The sequence below is a fragment of the Agarivorans sp. Alg241-V36 genome (assembly GCF_900537085.1).
In the GTDB taxonomy this organism is placed as follows: domain Bacteria; phylum Pseudomonadota; class Gammaproteobacteria; order Enterobacterales; family Celerinatantimonadaceae; genus Agarivorans.
Genome location: NZ_UNRE01000001.1, coordinates 839,543 through 856,784 on the forward strand (window position 1 = coordinate 839,543; position 17,242 = coordinate 856,784).

Genomic DNA, 17,242 nt, shown 5'->3' on the forward strand with positions numbered 1-17,242 from the left:
GTTGACATGAAAGCATCAAATAGTGCTAAACCTTTTAAAGGAATTGTATTGGCGGGTGGTAGCGGTACCCGTTTACACCCTATCACCATTGGCATTTCTAAACATTTATTACCTATCTACGACAAGCCGATGATTTTTTATCCGTTGTCGGTACTGATGCTCTCAGGAATAAAAGAGATATTAATCATCTCAACTCCAGAAGACTTGCCCAATTACCAAAAGTTGCTCGGTGACGGCAGCAGGTTTGGTATTACGTTAACCTATGCTGAGCAGCCCAGCCCTGATGGCTTAGCACAAGCGTTTATTATTGGTGAGAAATTTATTGGTGATGATAATGTCGCGCTGATTTTAGGCGACAATATTTTTTATGGTCAGCGCTTTACTGACAAGTTGCTACATGCAACAAGTAAGTCCTCTGGCGCTACAGTATTTGGGTATCATGTCAACGATCCCGAGCGTTTTGGTGTGGTGGAGTTTGATAGACAAGGTAAGGCATTAAGTATTGAAGAAAAACCAAAACTTCCTAAGTCTAATTATGCCGTTACTGGCTTATATTTTTATGACAATCAGGTGGTCGAGATAGCTAAATCCATCATACCCTCTGCGCGTGGCGAGCTAGAAATTACCGATGTGAACATGGCGTATCTTAAGAGCGACGTTCTCAGCGTTGAGCTCCTCGGGCGCGGCTTTGCTTGGTTGGATACGGGCACTCATAGCTCACTTTTAGAGGCGGGGCAATATGTTCAAACTATTGAGCATCGCCAAGGCTTAAAAGTCGCCTGTATAGAAGAAATTGCTTTTAACCAAGGTTGGCTGAGTCAGGAGGGGCTGCAAGCTCAGGCTGACGCCCTGAAAAAGACAGGTTACGGACAATACTTACAATGCTTGTTAGATGAGCAGCGCGCTCAAACGCTAAGTCAATAATTGGATTAAAGAACGCAAGAGTGAATGTAATAGACACTCGTATTAGTGATGTAATAATTGTCGAGCCTAAAGCGCTTGGCGATGAGCGCGGTTTATTATCGGCCTTTCAATCAGAGCTCTATAAGACTTTGTCGATTGTTGACTAAGATTTTGTGCAAAATAACTACTCTCTCTTTGGGCTGGGCGCGCGGCTTACATTTTCAAAAAACAAAGCCACAAGTCAAGTTAGTGCGGGGCGGCGTATTTGATTCTGTTGTCGGTAACTCTCTCACCCTTGCCCATTGGGCTGGAGTCGCCCTGTTCGAAGGCAGCAAACGCTAGTTTTAGGTGTCGTTAAGCTTAGTCCATGGTTTGTGGTGACTAGAGGTGTGGCGGATTTTGAAAGCTATTGCACCGATTATTACGACTTGAGTGATGAGCGCAACTTAGCCTGAGGTGACAGCGAGGTAGGCATTGAATGGCCACTGAAAGGCGTTCAGATCTTCAACAAAAAAAAGCATAGGACTATGTGCAGAGCTATTCGCCCAATGAATGTGTTGCTAACCGGTACAAACAGTCGGTTAAGCACACGCTTACAAGGTTTAGCCAAACAGCAGATCTTTTATTGTGAATGCCGCAGAACATACATCAGTCGATAAAGCACGAACTGAGCTGGAACTAGCCGCCCACGATTAACGCAAAGGGACCTGAATATTTAGCAATAACGGCGAGTGATAAGAGCCAGATGTGATCGCTGAACAGTGCGGCTGCCGCCCTTATTTTAGCGTGTTGTGAGTAAATTAAGGGCGGTAAAACTGCTTGGAGCAGTTACCGCGATAGTGGGGACATACTCACTAGTTGGCATGAATTTACCCGAGCGATTTTGACCGAAGGCTTAGTCCAAGGCAAGTTGACCAACGCGGTGAAGCTAAATGTGATTAAAACCGAAGATAATCCACTACCTGTGCCGTTCGCCGCTTACTCGGTGATGGATTGTGCCAGTATGTTTGATGCTTGGGGAGTGGGGGCTAGTGACTGACGTAGCGCATTATCTCGTGTTTTTATCAGGTTTTAATGGGGTGGCAAATGTTTTAAGCTGTAAAGTGTCACATTAGTTAATTAGCATTATTATGCCCAGCCATATAGAGAAGAGTTAATGAAAATAGCAGTAGCTGGTACAGGTTATGTAGGTCTGTCCAACTCTATGTTGATCGCACAGCACCACGAAGTGGTGGCTGTAGATATTGTTCCTGAAAAAATCGCTTTGCTGAACAACAAACAATCGCCGATTGTCGATAAAGAGATTGAAGACTTTTTAGCCAATAAACCCCTCAATTTCATAGCCACCTTAGATAAGCAGCAGGCTTATGCAGGCGCTGATTATGTGATTATCTCCACGCCTACCGACTATGACCCAGAAACCAACTATTTCAATACTAAGTCGGTTGAAGCGGTGATTGCCGATGTATTAGCGATTAATCCCGAAGCGGTGATGGTGATTAAGTCGACTGTGCCGGTGGGTTACACTAAATCAGTACGAGATAAATTTAGTGTAGATAACATTATTTTTTCACCTGAGTTTTTGCGAGAGGGCAGGGCACTGCATGATAACTTACACCCGTCACGTATTGTGGTGGGTGAGGAATCGGAACGCGCGCAAGTGTTTGCCGATTTGTTGGTTGAAGGCGCAATAAAAGAAAACATTGATGTATTGCTTACTGATTCAACCGAAGCAGAAGCGATTAAGTTGTTTGCTAACACCTATCTTGCGCTGCGGGTGGCTTACTTTAATGAGTTAGATACTTACGCAGAAACACATGGCTTAGATAGCCGGCATATAATCGAAGGGGTGGGTCTGGACCCGCGCATTGGTAATCATTACAACAACCCTTCATTTGGCTACGGTGGTTACTGTTTACCTAAAGATACCAAGCAATTGTTAGCTAACTACAAAGATGTACCGAATAATATTATTGGTGCGATTGTTGATGCCAATACTACCCGTAAAGACTTTATTGCTGAATCAATCGTAAAGCGTAACCCAACGCGTGTAGGCGTATATCGCTTAATTATGAAATCGGGCTCTGATAATTTCAGGGCCTCGAGTATTCAAGGCATTATGAAGCGCATCAAAGCCAAGGGTATTGAAGTAGTGATTTATGAACCGGTGATGGAAGAAGACGAGTTTTTCCACTCTAAGGTTTATCGAGACTTAGATGCATTTAAACAAGACTGTGATGTGATAATTGCTAATCGCATGGTGGATGATATTAAAGACGTTGCAGATAAAGTGTATACCCGCGACCTGTTTGGTAGTGACTAAGTCTAAAGATTTACACTGAAGCCAGAGTCAAGGCATTAGCCTTGGCTCTTTTATTTTAGTTATCTTAAGAATGCGTGTTCTAGGGTATAATCTTTCTTTTTTTTTGGATTCATCATGGCTAGAACTGCAGCTGCATTACACATTTTGGTTAAACACAAAGAACAAGCTGAGGAGATTATGGCCCAGCTTAAAAAAGGCGCGAAATTCCAAACCTTAGCAAAAAAGCACTCGACTTGCCCTTCAGGAAAAAAGGGCGGTGATTTAGGCGAGTTTCGACGCGGGCAAATGGTGCCGCAGTTCGACAAAGTATGCTTTAGTGGTGAGATTCTTGTGCCGCACTTAGTTAAAACTAAGCACGGTTGGCATGTAGTTAAAGTGCTTTATAGGACTTAACTTTCGGATCCCACTATTATTTGTTGCTGACAGTTGCCTCGAGGTCTGAGGTGGTGGATTTATCATCGATAACTCCACCTTCATTAAGCACCTAGTATAGCAATCTGAATTAAGAGCAGCTTTCTGGCAGGTCGTGCTCAAGTCTAATCTGTTTTAATTTACTTAAGCTTTCTGATAATTCAGTTTGTGCTTCTAGCACATTGCTCACTTGTTTATCGAGCTTGATAATTTCTGTGTAGCTAGCATTTAGCTTATCAACATCCCCTGTTTCAGCGTAACTTAGGGCTTCTAGCCACACACCAGCCTCTTGGTAATGAGGCTCGCTGGCGGCTTTTGATAACTGAGCATTACTTAAAGCGCTTGAGTAATCGCATTTTGCTAATGCCACTATGCCATCAACAGCGGGCTCGCCAATGGCTGCAATAAGTTGTTCTTTGCTTGGAAGTTGATTAGAGCTAGTCTCAGCAGTCTCTTGCGGGGCTTGCTCTGCAGAACTTTGCTTAGCATCTTGCACGGCTCCTACCGCTGCGCCTGATGCAGCCCCAACGGCTGCTCCTCTTGCTGCTGACTCTAAAGGGTCGCCCCCCCAAATAAGACCAGAAACTAGGCCGCCAGCCGCACCGGCTAGTGCGCCGGTACCTGCTCCTTCTGCGGTGTTGGCGCAACCAGATACGTGTAAAATAACTATCAAAGATATTATGGCTAAAGTCGATCTGATGTTAATGATAGAGCTGTTGGTTATTTGTTGAAAACGAGTGCTTATTCGCATTTTACTTCCATTGTAGTTGTCGATTATCTAGTTTAGTTATACAACATACTGGCTTGAATTATTGAGTTTTTGTTAAAGATAACTGAGTAATTTTTTTTAGTTGATTAGTATAACAGTTGTCGTGACTTTCCTCTGGTTTCCTCATACCTTAGTCACAGCACTGAAAGGGATACAGTGCGGAGCTTGCAGTTGCTTGGCGAGAGGCGTAAACGCAGTGTTAACTAATAGCTAACAATATAGTTGTTGAAAAGTTCAGGTTCTTTATATTAACTTTGACAAAAGTGACTGGTAACTTTGTTAAAGGTTACACCTCTATTGTTAAAAGAAGAGGGCATTAATTAGGTTTTTGATAGGGTATAAAGCAAGGTTTGGTAGCTAAAACCCCTTGTTTAATCATATTTCTTCTAATGGATTAGTTTACGAGTGTCATTATTCAAAGATAGTTTAAAAGGAGGCGCTACTCGATATATCGCCCTAGCTATAAATTTCTCTCTATTGGTTTTGGTAGTTCGTTCTTTAGGAGCAGAGCTTCGCGGTGAGTACGTTTATCTATTGGGCTTAAGCGCTGTGATTGCAAAGTTCATAAGCTTTAGTGTCCAGTCATCTATCCATAATCGCCGGTTGAGCGGTGACCCCTTGTCTTCACTGTTGGGTTTTTTCGTACTTCTTTGTTTAATTTGTGCTGTAGTTTTTGCCATAGCAATGTTGGTAAATACTTACACCCACTTTGCAAGCATTAGCTTTTTAGTTTTGTTATTGTTGGTTACTGTTATCACTATCGCAGATGCATTCACAGTACAGCTTTACGTTTATAACGGCTTAATCAACGCCTACAACCGTTCACTCGTGATTACCGCAATAGTTACATTTATAACTACGTTATTGCTTTTGTGGTGGGGGATGGGCTTAACCGGTGTTTTTGCCGGTTTCATCATTGGTAAGTTGTATTTTTGTTGCTCGTTTTTGTATGCACTATCGTCGGAAAATATCGATTTATCAAAACCAGATTGCCGACCGTCAACAATCATTGAGCTATTGCGAAACAGCTTGAGTTTACATGTTGGCATGGCTGGTCAGGTGGTGATCGCTCAAACTAGTGTCATCATGTTAGGGGCTTCGCTTAATATGGCGGGTGCAAGTTACTACCAGTTATCTTTGCAGCTCATATCACTAGTTTATATTTTCTCTCAATCTGTCTCATTTGTGTTTCTGTCCAAAAACTCCTCTGGGAAACTAGCCGAAAACTGGAGAGAGCAAAAAGGTGTTATCGGTTTATTATTGCCGCTTTGTATCTTGATATGTACTGTATTGTTTTTCGCAGCAAAGCTTATTCCTTATGTTTTTGGTGAAGAGTTTGAAGAAGCAGTGGCCATTTTTAGGGTTATGCTGCTAGTTGTGCCTATCGTTGTCTTTAAGAACTTGATTCAAAATCAAATCCTCTCTAGAGGGTACTTCAAGGTGTTTTCTTTTTTTACTCTTTTGGTGGCGGCTATTAGCGTGCTGGCAAATTATCTATTGATTCCCTCGCTTGGCGTGGCGGGGGCTTCTTATGCTTATGTTATTGCAAATAGCTTTTACGTGGTAATGCTTGTTTATTTGGTTCTTCGCTTAAATCGTGAGGTAGTTGATGAGGTATAGCATGCTTGGTCATTGCAGGTTCAGATGCTGTTAAGCCAAGAACAAAAAGATCTATCCCTCGCGTTTCTATTTACGGTTCTTGTATTCCTTGTGCCTTGGGTGGAGTTACGAGGCGCAGGCTTAGCCGATTTGGCAAATTATATCTATCGCTTTAACGAGTTAAAGGTATATGGTTCAGAATTTATTAACCCAGATAATTCACTGATTGGTTACTTCACTTCTGAAGCTGCTTGGGCATATTTGCTACTGCTTCTATCTAAAACGGGTATTGAAGCCAAGACTGCAATGTTCGCTATTTCTTTCTTTTGCTTTCTTTGTATTAGTTCATTCGTTTTTGTAAGAGTGAATAAGCTATATGCTGCTTTGTTGCTGGTAAACCCTTTGCTTATAGATTTAGTTATGGCCCAGCAAAGAAGCGCTCTCGCTTTAAGCTTGTTCCTATTAGCAATACCTAGAGCAAACCAACACCTTAAAGCCATGTTGTTTGTTATGGGAGTGTTTACCCATGCTGTATTTTTGTTTATGAGTGCCCTTTATTACTTATCGAAGTTACTTTCACAAAGAGAGAGAGAGGAATCAAGCAATCAATTCTACACACTTGCTGTAATTGTGGTGGTTGCTGCTGTGTTTATATTTGGTAAAGATGTGTTGCTTGCTTTGTTGGGGGATCGCAGAGCAGGTGTCTCAGGTAAGTCAGTTTCCTTTCTGTATGCTGCCTTCTGGATTGTAGCGTTGTTCTATGTAGCGGCTTTTCACAAAGAAGTCCCTTATTATCATACTTATATGTGTTTGTTTTTTTTGACTCTATTTTTGTTTGCTACCTTGTCAGGTCAGTATAGCTCCCGTTATATAGCACTTGGATATCCTTTTTTTATCGTCACGATGGGGAGCTTCGAAAGAAATAAATCTTTGGTGCTATTTCTTGGGTTATTAATGTATCAATATTTGCAGTGGATTTATTGGTGGGGATTTTTGAATTGAGCTTAAGAGCGAGTGAGACAACTAAACACGGCCTAATTATTGTTCCTACTGATGCTTTAGGAGGAGCCGAATCAAACCTAATGAAGGTGGCAACAGAGCTGAAAAGACGCCGTTGGAATCTCTGTATAATTTTTTTGTCTAGAGGTGATAACGGGAAGTGGGATCAGTTTGATGTTAGTGAAAAACACTATGTAGCTTCAAATCGGGAGTTATATGGATTTATCAAATCGGTATTATGGTTGGCTAAAAAGCGGCTAAGCGGACAACGGTTTGATTTGTCTTTCACTTCTCATGTGCATACCAATGCATTTGTTGGGCTGTGCACTCTACTTGGTTGTTTGGCTGTTAAGCGTAGGGTTTATCGCGAATCTAGCAAACCGTTTGACCGCTACACGGGTCTTAGGATATTTGCTTTCAAATTAATGTACCGATTATATCGAGCGCCCGACTTACTTGTGTTGCAAACCCAAGACATGAAAGAACAGCTAATGAAAAGGGTGCCTTTTACCAGAGCTCGTCGATTAAAGGTAATACCTAATCCGGTTGAGTATGAGAGCTTGTTAAAGCGTTCAAAGCAGTCTGCGGACGTTAAATATCCTCTACACGAAAATCAAAACACGGTTGAATTAGTAAGTGTCGGCAGGTTAGTTGATGCCAAAGCCTTTGATGTACTGTTGTATGCCTTTAAACAGCTATTGGACTCTTCTACTCATCAACGTTATCGGTTAAACATTGTGGGTAAGGGGCCTAACTACGACAGCTTGGTTTGTATTGCAGAAGAGTTGGGTATTAGTAACAAGGTCTGTTTTCATGGGCATATAGCTAACCCTTTACCTTTAATGCGAGAAGCTGACCTTTGCGTAGTTTCTTCTAGGGTTGAAGGATTTCCTAATGCTCTTCTAGAAATGATGACTGTATCAAAAGCAGTAGTTTCAACTACATGTGCTGACGGCGTATCTTCTCTACCCGGTATAAGCGTTTGTGATACTGAAAGTGCTAAACAACTTTCCAACGCTATGGTTCAAGAGTTGTCTGTCTGCTCAAGTGAGCGAAGGAAAAAAATCATCCTGATGCGAAAGCATGTTAAAACACGAACAGTGGAAGGTTTTGTAAACAGTTTGCTAGAAACCACAGACGAAGCAATTAATTACTAATAGATTTTAAGCGATGAATTGAATGGCCAAGCGTAAAGTATTACATGTTATTACTAATTTTGGTGGGATTGGCGGTGCAGAAACCATGCTAATTCGAGTTATAAACCAAAGTGATCAAGAGTTTGAACATGTAATCGTTTCTCTAATGGATGTATCAGAAGTATTAACAAGCAGGCTTAATACCAATATAAAGCATTATGCTTTGGGGGCTTCATCTATTGTAGGCTTGCTCAAGGCAACTTTTCAGCTAAGAAAAATCAGCAAAGTCGAAAAGCCTGAACGAGTATACGCTTGGATGTATCATGCCAATTTTGTTACTGCCTTGGCTAAATGCTTTGGTTTTATTAAGGTTGATCTAGTTTGGGGAGTCAGGCATTCGTTAGATTGTTGGGAATCGGAAAAAACAAGCACTAAGTTGGCCATACTGTTTGGTAAAGCCTTACGTTGGGCTCCTGCTAAAGTGGTTCATTGTTCTGAAAGGGCTCTGAAGCAGCATGTTGAGTTTGGATACCATAGCGATGAAAAATCACTTTGGATACCCAATGGATATACGTTCCCTGAACATCAGCTTCGTTCATTTTCACACAATAATTTTGTTATTGGCGCAGCTGGGCGTTTTCATGATGCTAAGGATTATCAAACTTTACTTTCTGCATTCTCCATGTTGTTAAATGCAAATAGTGCTTTTACCCTAGTAATTGCTGGACGGGATATCGACAGTGACAATCAGGTACTTGCTGAAATGATTGAACAGAGCAATATACCCAGTAAAAAGATACGCTTGTTGGGCCAGCAATTGGATATGAATAGTTTCTATCAGTCAGTGGATTTTTTTGTTTTAAGTTCGAAAACTGAAGGTTTTCCAAATGTGCTGGCAGAAGCGATTGGTGCAGGGTGCATTGCATTCTCAACCGACGTCGGAGACGCAAATAAAATCTTGAATGATACTCAACGTATAGTGCCTATTGGCGATAGTAAGGCTCTTGCTAACTCGATAGAGTTTTTCTCATATAAAACAAAAGACGAACTGCTGAATATATCAAATGAAGATGCTAATCGAGTTCGCAAGCAGTTTTCTATTCAAGCTGCAGCAGACAAATTGCTTCAGCTATCTTAGCCATTATAGCTGTAACCGGAGCATTTAAGTTGTTTCAAAATAGCATTGTAAGTTCAGCTCAAGGTTCTTATTTATATGGAGTGTAAATGACTATAAAAGTATTGGTGATCGCCAGCTTCGCCGATTCCATTTTAAGTTTTCGTGGCGATTTGCTTAAAGCCATGCAACAGCAAGGCAAAGAGGTGCATATTGCCGCGCCAGACTTTTCTCCTGAGCAGAAGAAGGCCTTGATTGAATTAGGTATTACACCGCATGTTTATGCTTTGCAACGTACAGGCTTAAATCCAATTAAAGATGCTGCCAGCGTTTGGTCGCTGTTTCGTTTGATTCGAAATCTACAACCTCAGCAAACCCTTGCTTACACCATTAAGCCGGTTATTTATGGCGCGCTAGCTGCGAGATTAGCTGGCGTAAAAAACGTTTACTCAATGATTACCGGCTTGGGTTACGTGTTTACTCAGCAAAATACAGCCAAACAAAAAGTGCTGCATTACTTGGTTAGCTTACTTTATAAATCAGGCTTGGCTTGTTCACAGGGCGTGTTTTTTCAGAACCCAGATGATCGTAAGTTGTTTGTTGAACAGGGTTTAGTTCCAGAGCATAAAACAAAGCTAATTAACGGTTCAGGGATTAACTTAGCTCGCTTTCCTCAGTTAAATTTGCCAGCTGTCGATGACCAGCATCCCGAAATACATTTTTTGCTAATCGCTCGCTTATTAAAAGATAAAGGCGTTGAAGAATACGCTGCTGCCGCTGCTTTGCTCAAAAAGCAAGGGCACTGCGCTGTGTTTCATTTAGCCGGCTGGATTGATGATAACCCCAGCGCCATTGCCCAAGCTGATTTAGATACTTGGATTGCTAATGATCTGGTTAAGTTTCATGGGCGAGTAGAGGATGTAGCTGGCTTAATTGCGCAATGTCATGTTTACGTATTACCTTCTTATCGAGAGGGTACACCGCGTACTGTGCTTGAGGCGATGAGCTGCGGCAGAGCGATAGTGACTACCGATGCGCCAGGTTGCAGAGAAACGGTGAATGATGGGAACAATGGCTTTTTAGTGCAACCTCAAAGTGCTGAGTCATTAAGCAAGGCTTTAATGCGTTATTTTGAGCAGCCTGAGTTAATTGCGCAACAGGCCGCAATAAGTCGGCAATATGCAGAGCAGCGTTACGATGTTAACTTGGTTAATCAGCAAATATTACAGTTTATGAATGGAGAGAGTTAGTTGCTTAAGGATAAGGTGTTTTATTTTTTTGAGCGAATTGCCGCGGCAGTTTTGCTTGTAGTGTTGTCGCCACTGTTATTGGTGCTTTGTTGGCTGGTGGCCAGCAAACTAGGCAAGCCCATCTTCTTTAGCCAGCAACGTCCGGGCTTGAAAGGAAAAGCCTTTAACATGATTAAGTTTCGCAGTATGCGTGATGATAAAGACGCGCAAGGTAACTTATTGTCAGACGCCGAAAGACTAGGTGCCTTTGGTCGAGCGTTACGTGCTAGCAGTGCTGATGAACTGCCTGAGTTGTGGAACATCGTAAAAGGTGAAATGAGTTTTGTGGGGCCACGCCCGCTACTCATGGAGTATCTACCGCTTTATTCTTCTGAGCAGGCAAAACGGCATAACGTGAAACCCGGTATAACTGGCTGGGCACAAATAAATGGTCGCAATGCTTTAAGTTGGCAGCAAAAATTTGAGCTAGACGTTTGGTATGTCGAGAATCGCTCATTGTTACTCGATATCAAAATTCTGTTTCTAACCGTGAAGAAAGTCTTTGTGAAAGATGGGGTTAGCGCCGAAGGTGAAGCCACAATGGCTAAATTTACCGGGAATGGCGAATCATGAAGCTAGCAGTTTATGGGGCTGGAGGCCACGCTAAGGTGGTGGTCGAGATCGCTCGACAGTTGGGTTATCAAGCCATTAGTTTGTTTGATGAGCGTTGGCAGGAGCTTGGCGAAACCGAAGGCTGCCAAGTGATTGGCGGTTGGCAAGACATGTTGAGTCATCTCGCTAGCAATCCTGATTGTTCAGCCCATGTTGCGATTGGCAATAACTCTACTCGGCTAAAGCGTTTGCAAGCGCTCAAAGACCTTGATGTAAAACTCCCAGTATTGATTCACCCTAAGGCTTACGTTTGTTGTTCTGCTCATCTAGGTGACGGAAGTGTTGTAATGGCTAATGCCACGGTGAGTGTTGGTTCAAGCATAGGTCTTGGGTGTATCATAAATCATAATAGCTCGGTTGATCACGATGTAAAGCTAGGCGATTGCGTGCATATTTGTCCTGGGGTAAACCTTGCGGGTGAAGTCCAGGTTGGGCATGAAACAATGGTAGGGATTGGCAGCTGCGTTATTCAGGGAATTATCATTAAGGAGCGAGTGTTTATAGGGGCTGGCTCGGTGGTGGTTAAAGATGTGAAGTGTGCTGAAAAAGTGTACGGCAACCCGGCTAAATCACCTTAATTTACACGACTAAAGTTGTAGATTGAGCAATTTTACCGCACTATAGGGAAGGTGTTTTAAAGGATTAAAAAAAGTAAAAATGCGAGATTTACCTTCTTGGCCAAGCTTTACTGAGCAGGAAGCTCAAGCTGTAAGTGATGTACTGCTATCAAATAAAGTTAACTACTGGACTGGTTCTCAAGGTAAAAGCTTTGAAGAAGAGTTTGCTGCGTGGGCGGAAACTGATTATGCCATCGCAGTAGCAAATGGTACTTTGGCGCTAGAGTTAGCTCTCCGTGCCTTAGGAATTAGCACCGGTGATGAAGTGGTGGTTACCTCGCGTACTTTCATTGCCTCTGCAAGTGCAATCGTAAATGTTGGCGCTAAACCTGTTTTTGCCGATGTTGATCTCTCTAGCCAAAATATCACCCCAGAAAGCATTCAAGCCGTTCTTAGTAATAAAACCAAAGCGATTATCTGTGTGCATCTTGCAGGTTGGCCTTGTGATATGGATGCGATTAATCAGTTAGCTCAGCAACATAAATTGTTTGTGATTGAAGACTGCGCGCAAGCCCATGGCGCTCTGTATCGTGGTAAGCCAGTGGGTGGACTAAGTGATGTTGCTGCTTGGTCATTTTGCCAAGACAAAATTATGACCACCGGTGGCGAGGGGGGCATGGTAACCACTAATAACCAGGCCTTGTGGGATAAAATGTGGTCTTATAAAGATCATGGCAAGTCTTACGATACGGTGTTTAACAAACAACACCCTCCCGGGTTTCGTTGGTTGCATGAAAGCATTGGCAGCAATTGGCGGATGACCGAGATGCAAGCGGCTATTGGCCGAATCCAGCTAACTCGAATGACTGAATGGCAGCAACAGCGACAAGCTAATGCTCTGCAATTGGCTAGTTGTTTAGCGCCTTTCTCTTTTATTAGCGTGCCTCAGGTTCCTGAACATATTCAACATGCTTTCTATAAGTTTTATGCCTTTGTGGACAAGGGTCAAAACAGCATAAGTCGCGACCAAATTATCGAGAGTCTAAACGCTGCAGGTGTACCTTGTATGCAAGGTAGTTGCGGCGAGGTTTATTTGGAAAAGGCCTTTGATGGTTTAAATGTTCGACCGGAGCAGCCATTAACTAACGCCAAGCAATTAAGTGACAGTGCCATTATGTTTATGGTGCACCCAACCATTACCACACAAGATATGCAGCATGTCTGCAAGCTTGTTCAGGATTGTTTAACCAGCATGTCTGCAGAGATGCTTGTTTGACTATACTTGTCTAAAAAGGAATTTAGATGTTACCGCAATTCAATTTGATGAGTTTATTCGAGCGGCCAAGCCGTAGGCAAAAAGTTGCGCTTATCTTTACGCTTGACCTGATTTTCTTAAGCTTAGCCTTCTGGGGCGCCCTTTGGGTGCGCTTTGAAAGCCACCACTATTTTGCAGATACGCCGACTTGGATTACCTTTGGCTCGGTGATCTTCACAACACTAGCAGGCTTTTGGTATTTTGGGCTTTACCGGGCGGTACTTCGCTACATTAATGAGAAAAACCTGCAAGCAATCTTGTTTAGTTTTGCCATTGCCACCTTATTGATGATTGTTACTTCGTTTTACTTTCAAGCGGTTATCCCAAGAACAGCACCATTTATCTACTTGGCCTTTGGCGTAATTATGTGTGGTGGTGTGCGCTTTGCGGTTCGCTATTTATTTGTTTGGTTAGAGAACAGTACCAAGCAAAATGTAATTATATTTGGCGCTGGCGACAGTGGCCGCCAATTGCTGCAAGCTATTGGTCAGGGTGATGACTTTCAAGCAGTGGCTTTTATAGATGATAAAAAAGAGCTACGCCATTCGTTGATTCACGGTTTAACGGTTTACCCTCCTCAACAACTTCCTACACTTATTCGTCGCTTACATGTGAGCAAGGTATTATTGGCAATTCCGAACGCTGGGAAAAAACGCCGTTCAGAAATTTTGACTTCTCTTGCTGATCTAAATACTGAAGTTCTAACAGTACCTCGTTTAAACGACTTAGTGACTGGGGAAGCTAAAGTAGATCAGATTAAAGAAGTAGAGATTGAAGACTTGTTAGGGCGCGAAGCAGTAAGCCCAGATGCGCACTTAATGGATAGCTCGATTCGTAATAAAATTGTGCTGGTAAGTGGTGCTGGTGGTTCTATTGGTTCAGAGCTTTGCCGGCAAATTATTCAATTTAAACCTAAGCGTTTGTTGCTGGTTGAGCGCTCTGAAGTTGCCTTATATGAAATTGAACGTGAACTTATTAAACGTTGTGAAGCCTTAGCGCTTAATGTTGAACTGGTGCCTTTAATGATCTCAGTTCAGCATTTACCCCGCTTGAGTGCGATGATGTTAGCCAACAAGGTGGACACTGTTTACCATGCCGCTGCTTATAAACATGTTCCGTTGGTGGAGCAAAACGTAGTAGAAGGCGTATGTAACAATGTGTTTGGCTCATACAATATTGCTCAGGCGGCAATTGAAGCTAAAGTGACTACCTTTGTATTGGTATCAACTGACAAAGCAGTACGGCCTACCAATGTGATGGGGGCAACTAAGCGCTTGGCCGAGTTGGTGATGCAAAGCCTAGCCGACCACCAATCAGAAACTACCATCAGCATGGTGCGTTTTGGTAATGTCTTAGGCTCTTCTGGCTCGGTCATCCCGCTATTTAAAGAGCAAATTCGCAAAGGTGAAGACCTAACCATTACTCACCCCGATATTATTCGCTACTTTATGACTATTCCCGAAGCTGCTCAGCTAGTGATTCAAGCCGGCTCTATGGCGAGGGGCGGTGAAGTATTTGTATTAGATATGGGCGAACCGGTCAAAATTGCTGAGCTAGCTAAACGTATGGTTCATCTTTCTGGTTTAGAAGTGAGAGATGAGCTTAACCCTGATGGCGACATAGAGCTTAAGTACACAGGTTTACGTCCTGGTGAGAAGCTTTACGAAGAGTTGCTGGTAGGTGATGATGAGCGACCTACCGATCACCCGCGCATTCTTACTGCCAACGAGAGCTTTATGCCTTGGGCAGAGCTGATGGCCTTGTTTGATGAGCTTAATGAGGCTTGCGAAGCTATGGATGAACAGGCAGTGATAGCCTTGCTAAAAGAAGCGCCATTAGCCTATTGCCAAGAGCAAACTAAGCCGAAGCTTAAGGCTGTATCCTAGTTGGCAAATAAGCCGCTTAAGCTTACGCTTATTCGAGGTTTGCCGGGCAGTGGTAAGTCGACCTTAGCCAGCACTATTGATGCCGTTCATCTAGAGGCTGATATGTACTTTGTGGATAAACAAGGTGACTACCATTATAGAGCCGATGAAATTGCTAATGCGCACCGTTGGTGCCAACAGCAAACAGAGTATCACCTAGCTAAAGGCAGCAATGTGGTGGTAGCCAATACCTTTGTTAAGCAATGGGAAATGCAGGCTTACAAAGAGCTGGCTGACAAGTACCAAGCAGCGCTAGCAGTGCGAGTATGTAGCGCAGCTTACCCCAGTATTCATGGAGTAAGCCAAGGCATTATCGAAACTATGCGGGCAAATTGGGAAGATTAGTCAGCAATAAAAAAGGCGCTTTAAGCGCCTTTTTCGTTTATTGTTTAGGTCGTTTTAGGCTCTGCGTACATCGCGCTAATTTGCTCGGCAAAGCGGCTTTCAATCACCGCTCGTCGTAGCTTTAACGTTGGCGTAAGCTCACCTTGCTTCATGCAAAACTCGCGTGGTAACAGAGTAAATTGTTTTACCTGCTCAAACCTGGCTAAGTTGGTTTGAACTTGTTTCAGCCTAGCCTGAATTAGGCTTTTTATTTCGGCATTCTCAAGCAACTCATTGCGATGTTGCCATTTAATGCCCAGCTGTTTTGCATGCATTTCTAAGGCTTCAAATGCCGGAACAATAAGTGCAGAAACAAAATGGCGCGCATCGGCAATAATTGCCACCTGTTCAAATAAGGGCTCTCGAATTAAGGCTCCTTCGACACGTTGCGGCGCTATATACTTGCCGCCAGAGGTTTTCATCAGCTCTTTAATGCGCTCGGTTAATACCAAGTTACCTTCTGTATCTAACTTTCCTGCATCGCCAGTATGCAGCCAGCCATCAACAATGGTTTCTGCGGTGGCTTCTGGTTTGTTGTAGTAACCACGCATCACCGTGTCGCCTTTAATTAAAATCTCTCCTTGCTCAGAGATTTTGATTTGTAAGGCTTCTAGAGGTTGTCCAATGCTGCCAATGGTCTTTTGCATCTCACTGTAGCAAGATACGGTCGCTGTGGATTCGGTCATGCCGTATCCGTAATTAATCGGAACATCTAAGCTTTGGAAAAAACTGTTGATGTCATCGGCTAATCGAGCGCCAGAGCAGGGTAATAAGCGTGCTGGGCCAAATATCGCGCGTAGCTTTTTTAGCACCAGTTTGTTGGCGAGGGAAAATCGCAGATTAAACAGGGTATTTGGAGTTTTGTCTGCTTGTTTAAGTAACAAACGCTGCTTAGCGATTCTCATTGCCCAGTTAAACAATAATTGCTTGGTTTTTGGTGCTGCAGCTACTTTCTGCAAAATAGCTGCATGGATTTTTTCATACAAGCGTGGAACGCTGCACATTAAGGTAGGCTGGCTGCGAGGCAAGGCTTCTTGTATCAGTGCCGGGTCTTCCAAATAGATGTTACTCGCGCCGCGGTACAAAATGTAATAAGTCCATGCTCGCTCAAATACGTGGCTTAGCGGTAAGAAGCTAAGTGATACATCATCAGAATTTACTTCTAAACGTTGGTCATGCATCTCGAAGGCCGCTGCAAAGTTTGCATGATCGAGCATTACGCCTTTGGGCTCACCGGTAGTGCCAGAGGTGTATATTAAGGTTGCGAGGTCGTTCATGGTTATGCGCTCGCTGCGCTGCTCGAGTATTTGCTTATCTTGTTGCTCACCTAACTCAAGCAGTTGTTGCCAACTTAATACGTTTTCAAGCTCTGTGTAGTTGCTGTCTTCAAAACAAATTAGTGTGTTTATTCGCCCAGCATTTAATAGCTCTAAGCCAATCTGAATTTGCTCTTCTTGCCCTACGAACAAAATTTCGCAGTTAGCATCTTCTATAATGTATTGGCTTTGCTCTAAGGTATTAGTGGGGTAGATAGGTACCACACAGCCCCGTGCAGCGAGTATGCCTAAATCAGCAATGCTCCATTCAGGCATGTTGGGAGACATTATTGCTGCTGCTTGTTGCTCGGTATGACCAAGACTAATTAAACCTTTTGCAACTAGCGTCCACTGCTGAGAAAAATCCTTCCATGTAAAACATTGCCATGCTTGATTGCGCCAAATTTTTAGCGCCACCTGATCTAACTGCTGCTGAGCTTGTTGGCTTAGCATGTTAACGATGTGCTGCATGTTTTTACCTTTATGAGGATGAGGGCGAATAGCCAAATTAAGGCGGCTATTTTAGGTAGTTTTATTTTAGCGTACAAGTGTAAGCCAAACGGTTTTGAAATATTCTTTTGTGATTGGTG

General features: G+C 43.0%; 17 protein-coding genes. 15 read left to right on the top strand and 2 right to left on the bottom strand.

The window, feature by feature from the left end:
* Positions 1–6: 6 nt before the first annotated feature.
* The 5 genes from rfbA (at position 7) to ppiC (ending at position 3,619) form a co-directional block, all read left to right on the top strand.
* Positions 7–924: a glucose-1-phosphate thymidylyltransferase RfbA gene (rfbA, locus tag G6R11_RS03995; RefSeq protein ID WP_163131668.1), complete on the top strand. Its 918-nt coding sequence runs from the start codon at positions 7–9 to the stop codon at positions 922–924.
* A 20-nt stretch (positions 925–944) separates the two neighbouring features.
* Complete coding sequence (locus G6R11_RS21860) at positions 945–1,070, top strand: hypothetical protein (protein ID WP_255494534.1); 126 nt, start codon at positions 945–947, stop codon at positions 1,068–1,070.
* A 716-nt stretch (positions 1,071–1,786) separates the two neighbouring features.
* Positions 1,787–1,942 carry a hypothetical protein gene (locus G6R11_RS04005; protein ID WP_163131670.1) on the top strand — a complete coding sequence of 52 codons (156 nt, stop codon included), beginning with the start codon at positions 1,787–1,789 and terminating at the stop codon, positions 1,940–1,942.
* Between the two features lie 117 nt (positions 1,943–2,059).
* Positions 2,060–3,226 (top strand): nucleotide sugar dehydrogenase, encoded by a 1,167-nt coding sequence (locus G6R11_RS04010; protein ID WP_163131679.1) that lies wholly within the window; start codon positions 2,060–2,062, stop codon positions 3,224–3,226.
* A 114-nt stretch (positions 3,227–3,340) separates the two neighbouring features.
* Positions 3,341–3,619, top strand: a complete 279-nt coding sequence (gene ppiC / locus G6R11_RS04015) for a peptidylprolyl isomerase PpiC (RefSeq protein ID WP_163131681.1) — start codon at positions 3,341–3,343, stop codon at positions 3,617–3,619.
* A 109-nt stretch (positions 3,620–3,728) separates the two neighbouring features.
* Here the strand turns inward: ppiC and G6R11_RS04020 are convergent, their stop codons facing one another.
* The gene (locus tag G6R11_RS04020; RefSeq protein ID WP_163131683.1) at positions 3,729–4,388 is read right to left on the bottom strand and encodes a glycine zipper family protein; all 660 of its coding nucleotides are present in this window, start codon (positions 4,386–4,388) and stop codon (positions 3,729–3,731) included.
* 423 nt (positions 4,389–4,811) lie between these two features.
* Here G6R11_RS04020 and G6R11_RS04025 point away from each other — a divergent pair, with 423 nt between their 5' ends.
* The 10 genes from G6R11_RS04025 (at position 4,812) to G6R11_RS04070 (ending at position 15,297) form a co-directional block, all read left to right on the top strand.
* The gene (locus G6R11_RS04025) at positions 4,812–6,026 is read left to right on the top strand and encodes a lipopolysaccharide biosynthesis protein (RefSeq protein ID WP_163131685.1); all 1,215 of its coding nucleotides are present in this window, start codon (positions 4,812–4,814) and stop codon (positions 6,024–6,026) included.
* 24 nt (positions 6,027–6,050) lie between these two features.
* On the top strand, positions 6,051–7,007 hold the full coding sequence (locus tag G6R11_RS04030) for a hypothetical protein (protein ID WP_163131687.1): 957 nt from the start codon (positions 6,051–6,053) through the stop codon (positions 7,005–7,007).
* Positions 6,989–8,161 carry a glycosyltransferase gene (locus tag G6R11_RS04035; RefSeq protein ID WP_163131690.1) on the top strand — a complete coding sequence of 391 codons (1,173 nt, stop codon included), beginning with the start codon at positions 6,989–6,991 and terminating at the stop codon, positions 8,159–8,161. Before G6R11_RS04030 ends, G6R11_RS04035 begins: the two co-directional genes overlap by 19 nt.
* A gap of 22 nt (positions 8,162–8,183) precedes the next feature.
* A complete protein-coding gene (locus G6R11_RS04040; RefSeq protein WP_163131691.1) occupies positions 8,184–9,278 on the top strand; it encodes a glycosyltransferase in 1,095 nt (364 codons plus the stop codon).
* Between the two features lie 86 nt (positions 9,279–9,364).
* A complete protein-coding gene (locus tag G6R11_RS04045; RefSeq protein WP_205472570.1) occupies positions 9,365–10,504 on the top strand; it encodes a glycosyltransferase family 4 protein in 1,140 nt (379 codons plus the stop codon).
* 15 nt (positions 10,505–10,519) lie between these two features.
* Positions 10,520–11,116, top strand: coding sequence for a sugar transferase (locus tag G6R11_RS04050; RefSeq protein WP_304503123.1), 597 nt, complete (start codon positions 10,520–10,522; stop codon positions 11,114–11,116).
* Positions 11,113–11,733: an acetyltransferase gene (locus G6R11_RS04055; protein WP_163131694.1), complete on the top strand. Its 621-nt coding sequence runs from the start codon at positions 11,113–11,115 to the stop codon at positions 11,731–11,733. Before G6R11_RS04050 ends, G6R11_RS04055 begins: the two co-directional genes overlap by 4 nt.
* Before the next feature lie 79 nt (positions 11,734–11,812).
* Positions 11,813–12,988 (top strand): DegT/DnrJ/EryC1/StrS aminotransferase family protein, encoded by a 1,176-nt coding sequence (locus G6R11_RS04060; protein ID WP_163131696.1) that lies wholly within the window; start codon positions 11,813–11,815, stop codon positions 12,986–12,988.
* Between the two features lie 26 nt (positions 12,989–13,014).
* Positions 13,015–14,913: a nucleoside-diphosphate sugar epimerase/dehydratase gene (locus tag G6R11_RS04065; protein WP_163131698.1), complete on the top strand. Its 1,899-nt coding sequence runs from the start codon at positions 13,015–13,017 to the stop codon at positions 14,911–14,913.
* Positions 14,914–15,297 carry an AAA family ATPase gene (locus G6R11_RS04070; protein ID WP_163131700.1) on the top strand — a complete coding sequence of 128 codons (384 nt, stop codon included), beginning with the start codon at positions 14,914–14,916 and terminating at the stop codon, positions 15,295–15,297.
* 44 nt (positions 15,298–15,341) lie between these two features.
* Here the strand turns inward: G6R11_RS04070 and G6R11_RS04075 are convergent, their stop codons facing one another.
* Positions 15,342–17,123 carry a long-chain fatty acid--CoA ligase gene (locus G6R11_RS04075; protein ID WP_163131702.1) on the bottom strand — a complete coding sequence of 594 codons (1,782 nt, stop codon included), beginning with the start codon at positions 17,121–17,123 and terminating at the stop codon, positions 15,342–15,344.
* Between the last annotated feature and the right edge of the window lie 119 nt (positions 17,124–17,242).

Bases quoted from the DNA above. Each gene is read 5' to 3' on its own strand.
- G6R11_RS04040 (WP_163131691.1), top strand. From the start codon at position 8,184: ATGGCCAAGCGTAAAGTATTACATGTTATTACTAATTTTGGTGGGATT.
- G6R11_RS04075 (WP_163131702.1), bottom strand. From the start codon at position 17,123: ATGCAGCACATCGTTAACATGCTAAGCCAACAAGCTCAGCAGCAGTTA.
- G6R11_RS04020 (WP_163131683.1), bottom strand. From the start codon at position 4,388: ATGCGAATAAGCACTCGTTTTCAACAAATAACCAACAGCTCTATCATT.
- G6R11_RS04030 (WP_163131687.1), top strand. From the start codon at position 6,051: ATGCTGTTAAGCCAAGAACAAAAAGATCTATCCCTCGCGTTTCTATTT.
- G6R11_RS04055 (WP_163131694.1), top strand. From the start codon at position 11,113: ATGAAGCTAGCAGTTTATGGGGCTGGAGGCCACGCTAAGGTGGTGGTC.
- G6R11_RS04065 (WP_163131698.1), top strand. From the start codon at position 13,015: ATGTTACCGCAATTCAATTTGATGAGTTTATTCGAGCGGCCAAGCCGT.
- G6R11_RS04060 (WP_163131696.1), top strand. From the start codon at position 11,813: ATGCGAGATTTACCTTCTTGGCCAAGCTTTACTGAGCAGGAAGCTCAA.
- G6R11_RS04045 (WP_205472570.1), top strand. From the start codon at position 9,365: ATGACTATAAAAGTATTGGTGATCGCCAGCTTCGCCGATTCCATTTTA.
- G6R11_RS04010 (WP_163131679.1), top strand. From the start codon at position 2,060: ATGAAAATAGCAGTAGCTGGTACAGGTTATGTAGGTCTGTCCAACTCT.
- ppiC (WP_163131681.1), top strand. From the start codon at position 3,341: ATGGCTAGAACTGCAGCTGCATTACACATTTTGGTTAAACACAAAGAA.
- rfbA (WP_163131668.1), top strand. From the start codon at position 7: ATGAAAGCATCAAATAGTGCTAAACCTTTTAAAGGAATTGTATTGGCG.